Source organism: Lichenibacterium dinghuense (genome assembly GCF_021730615.1).
Lineage (GTDB): Bacteria > Pseudomonadota > Alphaproteobacteria > Rhizobiales > Beijerinckiaceae > Lichenihabitans > Lichenihabitans dinghuensis.
Window position 1 is genome coordinate 1,720,271 of record NZ_JAJLMN010000001.1, and the last position, 13,313, is coordinate 1,733,583.

Below are 13,313 nucleotides of genomic sequence, written 5' to 3' on the forward strand. Positions count from 1 at the left end.
TCAGCACCCTCCTGGAATCATCTCAGCCCCGGCCACTCAACCCCACGTGCCCTTATCGGACGGACACTTAACGAAGTGGCGCAGGCCGTGGAGCGCCGCGACCCGCTCCGATCCGAACCCTTTCCAGCGAACCCACTCGCCCACCTTCCGCCCGACGCCCACCGAAGGATGCAGCGCGTCCGGCTCGACCTTTCGCGGGCTGTAGAACAGCGGACCGGTCCCCTTCCCCCGCGCCCAAGCGACGAAGCCGATATGCACCAAATATGGATGCAAGGGAACGACACGCTCCGATCCCGCCGTTTTCACCCGGCCGCCATCCGCTGCGCCGCGGATCTCGATGCACGGCACGCCATCGCGCTCGACGATCTGTTCGGCGTGGAGTTGGAACACCTCGCCCGCCCGCGCGCCCGTCAACGCGAGCAATGACACACCGAAGCGGCGTTCCGGTTTCGTCTCGCTCGCCGCCGCCCGGAGCAGCCGAAGCGCTTCATCGGCGCTGTACCCGAGCTTCGCCTCGCCCGGCTTCACCTTCGCGGACACCTTCACGCCCCGCGCAGGGTTGTCACGGATGAGGCGGTTCTCGACCGCGAAGCCGAACAGACGGTTCAGGCACACGAGATAGATGCGGGCGAACGTCCGCGCCGCCGTCCCATCGGCAATCAGCGCATCCTTGAACGCCACGATCGTCTCCGGGGTGATCCGGCCTGCATCATCGTGGCCGACATGCGCGCGCAAACGCCGCACCACCGCTTGCCAATTCTGAAGCGTCCGCGGGCTGGGTTGGGCCTCGGCGCGCCAGCGATCCAACAGCTCCGTCATGGTGATCGATGGGACAGAAGGCTTCGGCGCTTCGAACGCCGGAAACCGCGCTTCGACCTCGGGCGAGGGCGTGAAATCCATCCGCGCGTGCCGCTTCAGCACCACGGCCGCATCGGTCACGGCCTTCTCTATGGCGTAGAGCAGCCTCACGCGATCGTCGGGGCCGATCTCGACGCCCTGCCGCAGCAAAGTCCAATTGGCGAGCAGGCCGAAGCGCGCCTCAAGGGCCGCGACTTCCGGTGTACCGGCCGGGTGTCCGTCGACCCCTTCTGTCAGATCGATCCCGAACACCTGTCGCGCGATGTCGCGCTCGTTGGCGCGCTTCGGGTCCGGCTGCAACGTGGGCGGCGCCACGATGCGCCCTTCCTTCACGGCGCGGTTGAAAGCCTTGACCGCTATCCAGTTGTCCGCGGTGCCGGGATCGTCCCCGACCTCATCCATGAACAGCCGGAACACGTCGCCCGACAGGGCCACGATCTGGCGAAGGGAAAGGGGCTTCGGGCCGTTGCGGATACCGGCGAACAGCTTGTTCACGCACGACAAAGCCGCCCCGTGACGGGCCTTCGCCGCCACCGGATCGCGGGTCCGCAGGCTGAATTTGACAACGTCCCCGACCTTGGCCGCCACCGTCACGGCATCATCGGTGCCGATGGCGGGGAGATCGATGAACATGAGCCGCCCGCGTGCCTTCAAGAGCACGTCGGACGGGACGCGCATCCGGAACTGAAGCAGGCTGGAATCGTCGCGGGTGGACAGGTTCGGCATGACGAAGCGCATGGCAATGGGACCGGTGTTGTGTACCGGTCCCACCGCGCTTCATCAAGGGTTTGTGCGCTTACAAGGGCTTAACCCTCACATCTGCTCCTTCTGGGCGAAGCTGTCCTTGCGGGCCGGGCCGAGCACGGGCTCCTCGCCCATGGGGGCGTTCTGCATCACGGAGAACTCGCCCTTGCCGTCGAGGCTCGGGCCCTGCGTCCAGCGGCCCGCCATGGGCGGGGTGCCGTCCGCGGCCGAGCCGAAGAAGGCGTAGGAGTACTTCTGCGTCTCCTTGGACTGGTCCCAGCTGTTGGGCATCGGCAGGTGCGCCTTCTCGCCCAGCTCCTCGATCACGGCCAGCCACTGCTGCTGGTGCATCGTGTCGCGCGCGACGTTGAAGGCCAGCATCTCGCGCATGCCGGCGTCGTTGGTCGCCTCGTAGAGCCGGCAGGCCAGCACGCGGCCGGTCGATTCCGCGGCGACGTTGCAGTACATGTCGGCCGCGAGGTTCCCGCTGGCGTAGATGTGCGACATGTTGAAGGGCACGCCGTCGGCGTCCGCCGGATAGGCCGCGAGGCCCGTCGACAGGATGTGGCGGTGCAGCATCCCCTCAATGACGCCCTTGGTGTCGCCGCCGCCCATGATGGAGCCGACGATCCCGTCCGCCGCGCCAGCCTCCTGCTCGGTCACGGGCGCCTTGTCGAGGTTCAGCGCCACGGCGGTCGCCAGCATCTCGATGTGGCCGATCTCCTCGGTCGCGGTGTGGAGCAGCATGTCCCGGTACTTGGTGGTGGGGCCGCGGGCCCCCCAGGCCTGGAAGAAGTACTGCATGCAGACGCGGATCTCGCCCTCGACGCCGCCGATGGCCTGCTGGAGCTGGCGCGCGAACAGCGGGTCGGGCTTCTCGACCTTGACGGGCCACTGCAGGCGCTTGTCGAAGTAATACATCGTGCCTCTCCCTGGATTTCTCGCGAGGGCTGTGCCGCAGCACCCTGCGCTCGGGCGGAAGAAGTCGGACGTTCCAGAGAAAGGTTCGAACGCCGCCGCACAATCGACTGCCGACGAGCCGTTTCCGGACTGAGCAGAACCTCAAATTAATTTATGATAGCGCTCTGTTTTGCTGCCGCGGCGCGGTGCGTCTTTGTCGCAAGCTGCCGATCGCCGCATCGACGTTGCGGAAAGCGGAGCGCCTCCTCGGGCCGGCCCGCGCGTCACAGGGCCGCCCAGCCGGCGAACAGCGCGATGCCGACCGCGAACCACACGACGTAGTCGTTGACGACGCCCGTGTGGAGCCGGTTCAGCCCGGCGAAGAAGGGCGTGAGCACGCTCGCCTGGACGCGGGGGAGCTGGCGCGGCAGGCGGTCGCCCGACAGCGCCAGGGTCGCGACCAGCAGCACGCCGCCGAGCGCGAGCCAGGGCATGAGCAGGCCCCACGCGGCCGGCTGCGGCAGGTCCACGGCGGGCCCCACCACGCCGAACTGGGGCACGACCCGCGCCGCGAGGCCCTCCACGACGCCGGCCGGCGTCAGGAGGTCGATGGCGAGCAGGACGACGCAGGGCGCGAGCATGAGCCACAGAGGCCGGCCGGCCTTCTCCCGCTCCTGGTCGGTGGGCGCGTGGGCCTCGTCGCCAGGGTCCGCCCCGAGGCCGAGGTAGATCCGGCCCGCGAAGCGCAGGACCGCGCCGCCGGTCAGCACGGTGCCGAGCAGGGCCGCGAGGCGCACCACCCATCCGGCCGGGCCGGGCGGCGCGGCGGCGTCGATCAGATGCGCGCCCCCGTGCAGGATGCCGACGGGCGCGCCGCCGAGCAGCAGGGCCGCGACGGCCGTGGCCACGCCCGCGGGCCAGATGTCGCGCCCGAGGCCGCGCAGGTCGAGCTCGTCCACGCTCGCCTTCTCGGCCAGCAGGATGCCCACCAGCATGAACAGCGTGCCCTTCACCAGCCCGTGGCCGACCACGTAGGCGAGGAACCCCGCGAGCCCCACGGGGGCGACCGCGGCCACGCCGGTCAGCATGATGCCGACGTGGCTGATCGTCGAGAAGGCCAGCAGCCGCTTGAGGTGGCGCTGCGACCAGGCCAGCAGGCCGCCGAAGACCGCCGTGGCGCAGCCGATCCCCAGCACCAGCCGGTACAGGATGTCCATGGCGTCGGGCGAGCCGGGGAAGATCTGGAGCCGGATCTTGGCGTAGCCGAACAGCCCGATCGGCACCATGATGCCGGAGAAGATCACCGAGACGGGGCTGGGCGCCACGGCGTGGGCGTCCGCCAGCCAGAACTGGAACGGCAGGATCGCGCCCTTGGTCAGCAGGGCCGCCGACACCAGGCAGAAGCCGGCAATCACCACGGGATCGTCGCCCATCCGGTCGACGGCGGTCCGCACGGCCTCGAAGTCGAGCGCGCCCGTGCGGGCGTAGACGAGGCCGATGCCGGCCAGCATCAGCGTGGAGCCGAGGCTGTTGATGACCGTGAAGTTGAGCGCCCCCGCGAGAGACGCCGTCCGGAGCGAGAAGCCCGTCAGCGCGTAGGCGACGACCGACATGACCTCGAACCAGACGAACAGGTTGAACATGTCCCGCGTCAGGCAGAAGCCCTGCATGGCGGCCAGGAACAGCAGCATGAGGACGTTGAAGACGGAGCGCACCTCGTCGAAGAAACCCCAGGCGAAGACCAGCGCCGCGGCGAACAGCAGCCCGGTGAAGGCCGCGATCCCGGCGCTGGCGGGGTCCGGCGCGAAGGCGATGCCGAGGGTGACGCCGGGGCGCGGCACCCATCCGCCGAACCAGTAGACCGGGGTGGAGCCCAGGGCGCCGTGGGCCAGCACGGCCGACAGGGCCGCCACGGCCAGGGCGGCCGCGATGCCGAGCGCCTCGGGCACGTGCCGCGGGAGCCGTTCCCCCGCGGCCAGGACCACGGCCGCGACGGCCAGCGGCAGCACCACCGGGAAGGGGACCAGGGTTTCGAGGAGCGTCACCGTCACTGGCCCTGCAAGGGTTTGATCTCCTGGGGATCGAGCGTGCCCTGGCGCTTGTGGACCTGCACGGCCAGGGCGAGCAGCAGGGCCGAGACGACCGCGCCGACCACGATGTCGGTGAGCACGAGCGCCTGCACGACGGGGTCCACCGCCGCGGTGCCGGGCGGATGGTCGTAGAAGATGGGCGGGCCGCTCCCCTGCACGTATCCGAGGCCGAGCAGCAGGACGTAGACGGCGGACTGGCACACCGTGAGGCAGCCGATGAGGTGCACGTAGTTGCGGCTCGTGACGATGCCGTACACCCCGGCGCCGAACAGCCAGGCCGCGACCACCCAGGGCAGGACGCTCATTCCCCGTCCTCCGGTCCCGTCTCCGAATCCGTGGCGCGCGTCTCCTCCATGAACTCGATGAGCACGGTGGCGAAGCCGCCCGCGACCGCCAGGGTCACGCCGGCGTTCTCGACCAGCATGAGGCCGCCCGACATCATGTCGCCGAGCGTGCCGAGGGGGAGAACGTTCGTCAGAAAGGCGAGCCCCATCGCGACCGGGAGGAGGCCGGCCGCCACGAACAGGAGCGCGCCGGCGCCCTCGACCGCGTCGAGGACCGGCACGCGGACGAGCTGGCGCCAGCGGCCGTAGCCCTCGCCGATGTAGATGAGCAGCAGGGCCGACGCGATGACGACGCCGCCCTGGAAGCCGCCCCCGGGCGTCACCGTCGCGTGCAGCGCCACGTAGACCCCGAAGATGAAGGTGAAGGGGCCGCAGATCCGGCACAGCAGCACCACGGCGTCCGAGCGCGGCGACACCGGCCGGCCGCCGATGCGGCCGCCGACGTCGACCCTGTCCTCGCCGCGCCCCCCGCGCAGCAGCAGCACGGTGCCCGCGACGGCGGCCAGCAGCATGAACTCCTCGCCGACGGTGTCGAACCCCCGCACGTCGAAGTTGATGGCCGTCACCATGTTGGACACGTGGCGCAGCTCCGGCAGCAGCGCGTTGACGGACTGGCCGTAGACCGCGACGGGGTGCCCGAAGGGCGGCAGGGCTCCGATGACGTGCGCCGCCCCCGGCAGGATCGCCAGCCCCGCGAGGATCAGCAGGGCGAGGCGCAGTCGCGGGCTCATGGGCTTCCCCTCACGCGGGCGGCTTCCTCTTGCCGTTGATCCGCACCGCCGCCAGGGCCGCGAGGAAGAGCAGCGGCGTCGCGGCCGAGCCGACGGCCAGCTCCGACAGGGCGACGTCGGGCGCCTGGAGGACCAGGAACACGAGCGTCAGCACGAGGCCGTTGCCGGCGAGCGCGAAGACCTGCCGGCGCGGGTCGCGGGCCAGCACGACCGCGAGGCCGGAGGCCGCGGCGAGCAGCAGCAGCGCGGCGAGGAGCGCCGTCACGCCCGCGGCCCGTCGCGCAGCGCCAGGGCGCGGCCGGCGGCGTGGCTGACGCCGGCCCCCGTCACCAGCACGAAGGCGACCAGGCAGGCGAGCTTCACCGAGCGCGTCGACACGCCGTCGGCCAGGAAGGCCGCGACCGCGACGAGGATGCCGGCGGAGGCGTTCACGAAGGCGACCGCGTGCAGGCGGTCGAGCGGCCGGCGCAGGCGCAGCGCGCCGAAGCAGCCGAGCCAGACGCAGGCCACGGCCAGCGCGAGGCAGAGGTCGACGGCGAGGCTCACACCCAGCGCTCCACGAAGACGGCGTAGAGCAGCGAGGCGGTCACGGCCAGGATGCCGAAGGTGACGGCGAGGTCGATCGACGAGGGCTGGCCGAACGCGAAGGTCATGACCGCCATGACCACCGTGCCGACCGAGCCGGCGAGCTGCACGCCGGCGAAGCGGCTGCCGACCGGCCCGCGCCAGCTGAGGGCCAGCGCGGCGACGAGCGGAGGCATCAGGAGCAGCAGCGCCAGCGTCCAGGCGACGGATCCGCCCGGCGGCAGGGCGGCGGCGAGGGCCGCCGTCACGACGGCCACCGCGGGTCGCGGCTCGGGGCGGCGCCCGTCAGGCTGTGGTAGGTGATGGCCTGCTCGGACAGCGGCAGCCGCAGCACGTAGCTGTCCGGCGCCAGCGAGGTGGACAGCACCACGGCGGCGCGGCGTCCGCGGTCGCGCGGGTCGTCCGAGGTGCCGCGGTGGAACGGGTGCTCGATGCGCTGCCCCTCGACCGGCCGCAGGAGCGCGGAGGCGAGCCGGGCGCCGACGCGCAGCGTGGAGCCGGGAAACCCGAGCAGCGCCGCGGCGGCGGAGCGCAGCGCCGGGCGCTCGAAGGCGAAGCTGCGGGCGCCGTCGTTCATCACGGCGAAGTGCCAGCCGGCGCCGAGGCCGCCGAGCACGACGGCCGCGGCCACCTCGTCGGCCGAGAACTGGCCGGCCAGGATCATGTAGGCGACGGCCCCCGCGAGCCAGGTGAAGATCGCCGTCACGCCATGTCCCCGCCCAGGCTCCGGCGGTGCGCCGTCGTGCCGAGACTACACGCCGTCCCGCGCCGCTGCCAAGCCGCGGGACGCCGACTCCCGGTGGACAGCGGCCGCCCGCGGCGGGCCGGAGCACGAGGGGGCCGACCACAGGGGCCGAGGAACTATCGCTGGCTCCGCGCCTTCTCCGGGCGACGCCGCGCGCGTTCCCCCGCGAGGAGACAGCCCATGAGCCAGCCCGACAAGCCCAGGATGCCCTACTGGCACGTCTACACGGACGCCGACGGCGTGAGCCGGCAGGAGAAGTTCGAGCTCACGGAGTTCGAGCTGAAGGGCGTCAACCCCGAGGTCACGCCGCAGTGGAACGACAAGATGGACCCGTCGAAGGCCGGGGTGACGTTCACGGTGCTGCCGGTCGGCTGGGTCGGCGACTGGCACGAGAACCCGAAGCCGCAGTGGATCGCCATCCTGTCCGGCCGCTGGTTCGTCGAGACCATGGACGGCCACCGCGTCGAGATGGGCCCGGGCGAGCTGATGATGGGCGAGGACCAGAACACGAAGGAGCGGGACGGGCGCAAGGGCCACAAGTCCGGCACGGTGGGCGACGAGGTCTGCACCATGATCGTCACCGGCCTCGACGTCACCCCCACGGTGAACCAGCCCGGCCGCTTCAAGTGACGCTCAGGCGAGGCTGTCGACCCTGAGCTCCAGCGACGCCGCGTAGAGGCCCCGGCCCGCGGCGTCCCGCACCGTCACGGAGAAGAGCCGCGGCGAACCGAGGGCGACCTCCGCGTGGGACAGGTCGCGCAGCAGCGCGACCGCCTGCTCGACGGCCTCGGCCTCGCCGGCCAGGTCGGTGCCGGAGCCGTCGACGATCCTGCGCTCCCCGTCGTGGGTGTCGAAGAAGAACATCATCCCGGCGTCCCCGTGCGGCCGGCGCGTCCGGCGCGGCGGCGATGCATGCGAGACGGCGATTCGCCCCTGCCCCCGCGCGCTTCAGCATCGCGGGTCGCCCTTTCGGCTTCAAGGGATGACATTCTCCCGCCGCAGGCGCGCGAACAGGTCGAAGAAGGCCTCGTCGGTCGCCTGGTAGTCGAGGAACCCCGCCTTGCGGCTCTTCCCCATGTCGGTGACCACCTCGATGGGCCGGCCGAGGTCGGCGTCGGTGTGCCAGGGCGAGGCCAGGCGGGCGAGGTCGGGCTCGACGAGGCCGTGCCGCTCCGCCAGCGCCGCCCAGGCCGCGCCGTCGTCCGCCATCTGCGCCTCCAGCAGCGTCGGGTGGCCGGGATAGGGCGCGGGGTCGAGGCCGAACCATCCCGCGATGCGCTCCCACATCCAGCTCCAGCGGAAGACGTCGCCGTCGACCACGTTGAAGGCCTGGTCGCGGCCGGCCGCGGCGGTCGAGGCCCAGGCGAGGTGGCGGGCGAGCAGCCGCGCGTCGGTCATGTCGGTCAGGCCGTGCCACTGCTGCGGCGAGCCGGGGAACAGGAAGGGCCGGCCCTGCGCCCGGCACAGGCTCGCGTAGGCGGCCAGCGTGACGCCCATGTTCATGGCGTTGCCGAGCGCGAAGCCGATGATCGTGTGCGGGCGGTGCACGCTCCAGCCGAAGCCGCGCTCGCGCGCCGCGTCGAACACCGCGTCCTCCTGGACGTAGTAGAAGTTCTCGACCGGGAGCCGGCCCTGGCTTTCGCGGAACGGCGTCGCCGGCAGGGCGCCGCGGCCGTAGGCCTCGAAGGGCCCGAGATAGTGCTTCAAGCCCGTCACCAGCGCCACGTGCTCCAGCGGCGCCGACCCGAGGGCGCCGAGCAGGTTGCGCACCATAGCGCCGTTGACGGCGCAGTTCTCGGCTTCGGTCGGCCGGCGCATCCAGGTCGTGACGAAGAGGTGGCTCGGGCGCAGCCCGGCCAGCGCCGCCCCGACCGAGGCGGCGTCGGTGAGGTCGGCCGCGACCGGGGCGACGCCCGGCGTGTCGCCGGGGCGGCGGGCGAGGCCGTGGACGGCCCAGCCCTCCCCGACGAGGTGCCGGGCGAGGTTGTCGCCGACGATGCCGGTGCTGCCGGCGATGAGGGCCGTGCGGGCCATGGTGCTGCCTCCTGTGTCCTCCCCGAGATGGGCGAGGCTGGACGCCGCCGCGAGACGGCACCAGAAGGGGTCATAGCCACCCGGAGGTGCCCATGGACGCGCGCGACGCCGACTCGAGGAGCGACGCCTTCGCCGAGGACTGCGCGCCGCGCCGGGTGCTGGAGCTGTTCTCGGCCAAGTGGACCAGCCACGTGCTGCACGCCATGCACGCGCTCTACGGCGGCACCTGCCGGCCCGGCGCCCTGCAGCGGGCGCTGCCCGGCCTGTCCAAGAAGATGCTGACGCAGACGCTGCGCGAGCTGGAGCGCGACGGGCTCGTCGCGCGCGAGGTCCACCACGTCGTGCCGCCGCGGGTGGATTACCGGCTCACGCCGCTCGGCCGCACGATGATCGAGCCGATCGAGTTGCTCTACGGCTGGGCGCGCGAGCACGAGGCCGAGCTGTCCGCGCTCGGGCTGCGCGCCCGCTCGCGGCGGCGCAAGGCGTGAGGCTCAGCCCTTCGCGTCGATCAGCGCGGCGAGGCGGCGCAGCGCCAGGCCGTAGCCCTGCGTGCCGCAGCCCGCGATCACGCCGTCGGCCCGCAGCGACACGTAGGAATGGTGGCGGAAGCCTTCGCGCTTGTGGACGTTGGAGATGTGCACCTCGATCACGGGGCCGTCGAAGGCGTTCAGCGCGTCGAGGATCGCCACGGAGGTGTGGGTGTAGGCGGCGGGGTTGATGGCGATGCCGGCCGCCGTCTCGCGGGCCTCGTGGATCCAGTCGACGATCTGCCCCTCGTGGTTGCTCTGCAGGAAGCGCAGCTCCAGGCCGAGCTCGGCCGCGAGCGCCCGGCACGCGGCCTCGACGTCGGCGAGCGTCTCGGAGCCGTAGATGTGGGGCTGGCGCTTGCCGAGGAGGTTGAGGTTCGGCCCGTTGAGGACGGTGACGAGGCGGCTCATCGTTTCGCTTTCCTCCGTCGACCCGCGGTCGAGCGTGTTATCGGTTTCGAAAGGCTCACGGCCTTTGCAGACCGATAACACGGAGGAGACGGCCATGAACCTGCCGGTCAACCGCTTCAAGCGCGCCATCCGCGAGGGACGCCAGCAGATCGGGCTGTGGTGCACGATCCCCGGCGGCACGGTGGCCGAGGTGCTGGCCGGCGCCGGCTACGACTGGATCGTGTTCGACACCGAGCACACGCCGGGCGACCCGGCCTCGGTGATGGGCCAGCTCCAGGCCGCCGCACCCTACCCCGTCTCCGCCGTGGTGCGGCCGGCCGGCAACGACACGGTGGAGATCAAGCGCTACCTCGACGTCGGCGCGCAGACGCTGCTGATCCCCTACGTGCAGGACGCCGAGGAGGCCCGCGCCGCCGCCGCGGCGGTCCGCTACGCCCCCGCGGGCCTGCGCGGCGTGTCGGGCTGGACGCGCGCGACGCGCTACGGCCGCGTGCCCGACTACGCGCGGCGGGCCGCCGACGAGATCTGCCTCCTGGTCCAGGTGGAGACCGCCGAGGCGCTGGAGCGGATCGACGCCATCGCGGCCGTGGACGGCGTCGACGGGCTGTTCATCGGCCCCGCCGACCTCGCCGCCAGCATGGGCCACGCGGGCGACCCGATGCACCCGGAGGTGATCGCCGCCGTCGAGGGCGCGATCGGGCGCATCCGCGCCGCCGGCAAGCCGGCCGGCATCCTGACGCTCGACGCCGCCTTCGCGGCGCGCTGCATGGCGCTCGGCACCGTCTTCACCGCGGTGGGCACGGACGGCGGGATCCTGTCGCGCGGCGCCGACGCCCTGCGGGCCTCCTTTCCGGCCTGACGGCGCGCTTCAGTTCCGCGGCGCCGGCGGCACGGCGCGCTTCAGTTCCGCGGCGCCGGCGGCACGGCGCCCGAGGCCGCCACGCGCTGGGCGAGTTGGAGCGCCTTGTTGAGGTGCTGCGCCACGAGCTGCAGCCCGCCCGCCTCGGCCTGCCTGGCGAGGTCCGGCAGGGCCGACGCCAGCCCGCGAGCGGCCTCGGTCAGCCCGCCGGCGTCGATGGCGCAGGCCGGGGGGGAACGCCGCAGCGTCGACCGGGGGAACATCGAGGAGCGGGGCATCGGCTGTGATCCGGACCGGCGGCGTGCCCGCGGGCACAGGTGGGCCCCGAACGACCAGCGGGGGTTCTGGCAGGCGTGTGGCGGACGGGCCGCGGCCCATCGGACGGGCGCGCCGTCCGGTTGAGCGAGCGGCGCCAGGCCCCGACCGCGGCAGCCCTCCGACGCGACTTTGTCCCGATTGTGACAGACTCGTCAACCCGCCATAGTCGGCCGGCTCTATTCGAGCGGACGCGGGCTTACTTGACCTAACGTTAGATCGGTGGGGCCTACACGCTGGCTGGCTTTCGATCATATTGTCGGACGAGCGTCGCCCGCCGTCGGACGACGCTTTCCGGGCCGAACATAGATCAGACGATCCAGGCGGCGCTCCACGCAGTATTTCATCCCTGGCGTGTGTCCAGACCCGGCCGTAGCAACCGCGCACCGGACGAGAGTTGCATTTCTACATCAGTTCCGGACTTCGAGAACGAGGGGTGCTCTTAAACTCATGTTTAAGCAACCTGCTAAGTTTCGCCTAAGTCGGCCACATTACCCCTGACTTCAAGGCAGAACCGGGGCAGCCGATGGCTGCGCGCCGATGTTCGAAGCAGATCCGCCTCGGGGAAAGACCGCAATGACCGGTTTGAAAGTAACACTGCTGGCTTCGGCGATCGCGCTGGTCGGCGCGAACGCCGCACTGGCCGCCGACCTGCCGGTCGCCAAGGCGGCCCCGGTCGACTACGTCCGCGTCTGCGACTGGACCGGCGCGGGCTTCTTCTACATCCCCGGCACGGACACCTGCCTGGCGATCGGCGCCCAGGTCCGCACCGAAGCCGCCTTCATCAACAATTCCCGCGCCTTCTACCCCACGGGCGGCAACAACGTCGGCGGCACCACCGGCGCCTTGGCCCGCACCGTCGTCCCCGGGCGCGACCGCGACGAGGCCGGCTTCCTGGCCCGCATGCGCCTCGGCGTCGACACCCGCACGCAGACCGCCTACGGCACGCTGCGCGCCTACGTCCAATATCAGATCGACCGCCTGCAGGGCGTCTACGGCGCCGGCGGCGCCAGCGGCGGCTCCAACACCTTCACCAACCAGGGCGGAAACAACGCCGTCGTGCGCCGCGGCTTCATCCAGTTCGCCGGCATCACCGCCGGCCGCGTCCAGTCGTTCTTCGACTTCTACGCCGACAACTACAACTATGAGGGTCTCGCCAACTCGGACCAGAACCAGAACGTCTTCGCCTATACCTACCAGGTCGGCGGCGGACTGGCGGCGACCCTGTCGATCGAGGACCGCAACGGCCGCAACCTGCCCAACGGCATCGGCTCGATCACGGGCGCCGGCACGGGCCTCGTGCAGACAGCCCGCTACGCCGGAGAAACGATCCCGGACATCGTCGGCGTGCTGCGCTACGACCAGACCTGGGGCTCCGCCCAGCTGTCGGCGGCCTACCACGACATCACCACCACCCAGGGCGGCAACTCGACCGGCAACGGCTTCCCGGGCACGGGGGGCGAGGGCTTCTCGAAGGCCGATGCCGACGGCTTCGCCGTGCAGGGCGGCCTGCGCATCAAGCTGCCGATGCTCGCGGCCGGCGACGACCTGTGGCTGGAGGGCGCCTACCAGCAGGGCGCGTACCTGTATCAGGACTCCGGCACGGGCTTCAACCAGTCCATCAACGCCGGCCTCGCCGCGGGTGGCTTCATCCATATCGACAAGGACGCCGTCGCCATCCACCCCTTCGGCACGCCGGCCGCCTTCTATCGCCTGAGCGAAGGCAAGGGCTTCAACGCCCTGTTCGCCTTCAACCACTACTTCTCGCCGAACTTCCACGACGTCGTGTTCGGCTCCTACGAGCAGATCTCCTACGGCGGCGCGGTGAAGAACACCGACTGGACGCGCGGCGGCATCGGCGACGCCAGCGAATACCGCGTCGGCAACCAGTTCCTGTGGGATCCCGTGAAGAACCTCGAGCTGGGCCTCGAAGTCGACTACATCCACATCGACCAGACCCTCGCCCACGAGCCCGGCCGCGCTCCCACCGCGCTCCCGACGGGCGTCGCGGTCAACCCGGACGGGTTCGAGGTGCGCTTCCGCATGGAGCGCGACTTCTGATCGCCCGACACCTCGACGACGAACGGAAAGCCCGGCCCCGCGCCGGGCTTTCCCGTTTCCGGGCCCCCATCGGCCGGCATCCCGCTCAGGAGCGCGGGCGTTGTCCCCC

Annotated in this window: 17 protein-coding genes; 4 read left to right on the plus strand and 13 right to left on the minus strand. The window is 71.4% G+C overall.

Annotation, left to right across the window (positions count from 1 at the left end):
- Positions 1 to 36 precede the first annotated feature (36 nt).
- The 9 genes from L7N97_RS08245 to L7N97_RS08285 all read right to left on the minus strand — a co-directional run bounded on the left by L7N97_RS08245 (position 37) and on the right by L7N97_RS08285 (position 6,958).
- Positions 37 to 1,596 (minus strand): tyrosine-type recombinase/integrase, encoded by a 1,560-nt coding sequence (locus L7N97_RS08245; RefSeq protein WP_237477835.1) that lies wholly within the window; start codon positions 1,594 to 1,596, stop codon positions 37 to 39.
- 75 nt (positions 1,597 to 1,671) lie between these two features.
- Complete coding sequence (locus L7N97_RS08250) at positions 1,672 to 2,523, minus strand: manganese catalase family protein (RefSeq protein ID WP_237477836.1); 852 nt, start codon at positions 2,521 to 2,523, stop codon at positions 1,672 to 1,674.
- A 263-nt stretch (positions 2,524 to 2,786) separates the two neighbouring features.
- A complete protein-coding gene (locus tag L7N97_RS08255; protein WP_237477837.1) occupies positions 2,787 to 4,547 on the minus strand; it encodes a complex I subunit 5 family protein in 1,761 nt (586 codons plus the stop codon).
- A 2-nt stretch (positions 4,548 to 4,549) separates the two neighbouring features.
- On the minus strand, positions 4,550 to 4,897 hold the full coding sequence (locus L7N97_RS08260) for a sodium:proton antiporter (protein ID WP_237477838.1): 348 nt from the start codon (positions 4,895 to 4,897) through the stop codon (positions 4,550 to 4,552).
- On the minus strand, positions 4,894 to 5,667 hold the full coding sequence (locus L7N97_RS08265) for an MnhB domain-containing protein (protein WP_237477839.1): 774 nt from the start codon (positions 5,665 to 5,667) through the stop codon (positions 4,894 to 4,896). The genes L7N97_RS08260 and L7N97_RS08265 overlap by 4 nt, the downstream gene beginning before the upstream one ends.
- 10 nt (positions 5,668 to 5,677) lie before the next feature.
- Positions 5,678 to 5,932, minus strand: a complete 255-nt coding sequence (locus L7N97_RS08270) for a hydrogenase subunit MbhD domain-containing protein (RefSeq protein ID WP_237477840.1) — start codon at positions 5,930 to 5,932, stop codon at positions 5,678 to 5,680.
- Positions 5,929 to 6,213, minus strand: coding sequence for a monovalent cation/H(+) antiporter subunit G (locus L7N97_RS08275; protein ID WP_237477841.1), 285 nt, complete (start codon positions 6,211 to 6,213; stop codon positions 5,929 to 5,931). Before L7N97_RS08275 ends, L7N97_RS08270 begins: the two co-directional genes overlap by 4 nt.
- Entirely contained in the window at positions 6,210 to 6,500 is a 291-nt protein-coding gene (locus L7N97_RS08280; RefSeq protein ID WP_237477842.1) for a hypothetical protein, read from the minus strand. The genes L7N97_RS08275 and L7N97_RS08280 overlap by 4 nt, the downstream gene beginning before the upstream one ends.
- Entirely contained in the window at positions 6,497 to 6,958 is a 462-nt protein-coding gene (locus tag L7N97_RS08285; RefSeq protein WP_237477843.1) for a hypothetical protein, read from the minus strand. Before L7N97_RS08285 ends, L7N97_RS08280 begins: the two co-directional genes overlap by 4 nt.
- Before the next feature lie 219 nt (positions 6,959 to 7,177).
- Here L7N97_RS08285 and L7N97_RS08290 point away from each other — a divergent pair, with 219 nt between their 5' ends.
- Positions 7,178 to 7,627: a cupin domain-containing protein gene (locus L7N97_RS08290; protein WP_237477844.1), complete on the plus strand. Its 450-nt coding sequence runs from the start codon at positions 7,178 to 7,180 to the stop codon at positions 7,625 to 7,627.
- A gap of 3 nt (positions 7,628 to 7,630) precedes the next feature.
- Here L7N97_RS08290 and L7N97_RS08295 read toward each other — a convergent pair whose 3' ends face one another.
- A complete protein-coding gene (locus L7N97_RS08295; protein WP_237477845.1) occupies positions 7,631 to 7,864 on the minus strand; it encodes a DUF6894 family protein in 234 nt (77 codons plus the stop codon).
- 108 nt (positions 7,865 to 7,972) lie between these two features.
- The gene (locus tag L7N97_RS08300; RefSeq protein WP_237477846.1) at positions 7,973 to 9,031 is read right to left on the minus strand and encodes an SDR family oxidoreductase; all 1,059 of its coding nucleotides are present in this window, start codon (positions 9,029 to 9,031) and stop codon (positions 7,973 to 7,975) included.
- 92 nt (positions 9,032 to 9,123) lie between these two features.
- On the opposite strand from L7N97_RS08300, the gene L7N97_RS08305 reads away from it, so the two are divergent.
- Entirely contained in the window at positions 9,124 to 9,519 is a 396-nt protein-coding gene (locus tag L7N97_RS08305) for a winged helix-turn-helix transcriptional regulator (RefSeq protein ID WP_237477847.1), read from the plus strand.
- Between the two features lie 3 nt (positions 9,520 to 9,522).
- Here L7N97_RS08305 and aroQ read toward each other — a convergent pair whose 3' ends face one another.
- Complete coding sequence (gene aroQ / locus L7N97_RS08310) at positions 9,523 to 9,969, minus strand: type II 3-dehydroquinate dehydratase (RefSeq protein ID WP_237477848.1); 447 nt, start codon at positions 9,967 to 9,969, stop codon at positions 9,523 to 9,525.
- Between the two features lie 94 nt (positions 9,970 to 10,063).
- Here aroQ and L7N97_RS08315 point away from each other — a divergent pair, with 94 nt between their 5' ends.
- Entirely contained in the window at positions 10,064 to 10,828 is a 765-nt protein-coding gene (locus tag L7N97_RS08315) for an aldolase/citrate lyase family protein (protein ID WP_237477849.1), read from the plus strand.
- A 41-nt stretch (positions 10,829 to 10,869) separates the two neighbouring features.
- On the opposite strand, the gene L7N97_RS08320 is transcribed toward L7N97_RS08315, so the two are convergent.
- Positions 10,870 to 11,106, minus strand: coding sequence for a hypothetical protein (locus L7N97_RS08320; RefSeq protein WP_237477850.1), 237 nt, complete (start codon positions 11,104 to 11,106; stop codon positions 10,870 to 10,872).
- Positions 11,107 to 11,719: 613 nt separating this feature from the next.
- Here L7N97_RS08320 and L7N97_RS08325 point away from each other — a divergent pair.
- The gene (locus L7N97_RS08325) at positions 11,720 to 13,204 is read left to right on the plus strand and encodes a porin (RefSeq protein ID WP_237477851.1); all 1,485 of its coding nucleotides are present in this window, start codon (positions 11,720 to 11,722) and stop codon (positions 13,202 to 13,204) included.
- Positions 13,205 to 13,313: the final 109 nt, after the last annotated feature.

Coding starts and splice junctions, on each gene's coding strand:
- L7N97_RS08245 (WP_237477835.1), bottom strand. CDS start 1,596: ATGCGCTTCGTCATGCCGAACCTGTCCACCCGCGACGATTCCAGCCTG.
- L7N97_RS08250 (WP_237477836.1), bottom strand. CDS start 2,523: ATGTATTACTTCGACAAGCGCCTGCAGTGGCCCGTCAAGGTCGAGAAG.
- L7N97_RS08260 (WP_237477838.1), bottom strand. CDS start 4,897: ATGAGCGTCCTGCCCTGGGTGGTCGCGGCCTGGCTGTTCGGCGCCGGG.
- L7N97_RS08265 (WP_237477839.1), bottom strand. CDS start 5,667: ATGAGCCCGCGACTGCGCCTCGCCCTGCTGATCCTCGCGGGGCTGGCG.
- L7N97_RS08290 (WP_237477844.1), top strand. CDS start 7,178: ATGAGCCAGCCCGACAAGCCCAGGATGCCCTACTGGCACGTCTACACG.
- L7N97_RS08295 (WP_237477845.1), bottom strand. CDS start 7,864: ATGATGTTCTTCTTCGACACCCACGACGGGGAGCGCAGGATCGTCGAC.
- L7N97_RS08300 (WP_237477846.1), bottom strand. CDS start 9,031: ATGGCCCGCACGGCCCTCATCGCCGGCAGCACCGGCATCGTCGGCGAC.
- L7N97_RS08305 (WP_237477847.1), top strand. CDS start 9,124: ATGGACGCGCGCGACGCCGACTCGAGGAGCGACGCCTTCGCCGAGGAC.
- aroQ (WP_237477848.1), bottom strand. CDS start 9,969: ATGAGCCGCCTCGTCACCGTCCTCAACGGGCCGAACCTCAACCTCCTC.
- L7N97_RS08315 (WP_237477849.1), top strand. CDS start 10,064: ATGAACCTGCCGGTCAACCGCTTCAAGCGCGCCATCCGCGAGGGACGC.
- L7N97_RS08320 (WP_237477850.1), bottom strand. CDS start 11,106: ATGCCCCGCTCCTCGATGTTCCCCCGGTCGACGCTGCGGCGTTCCCCC.
- L7N97_RS08325 (WP_237477851.1), top strand. CDS start 11,720: ATGACCGGTTTGAAAGTAACACTGCTGGCTTCGGCGATCGCGCTGGTC.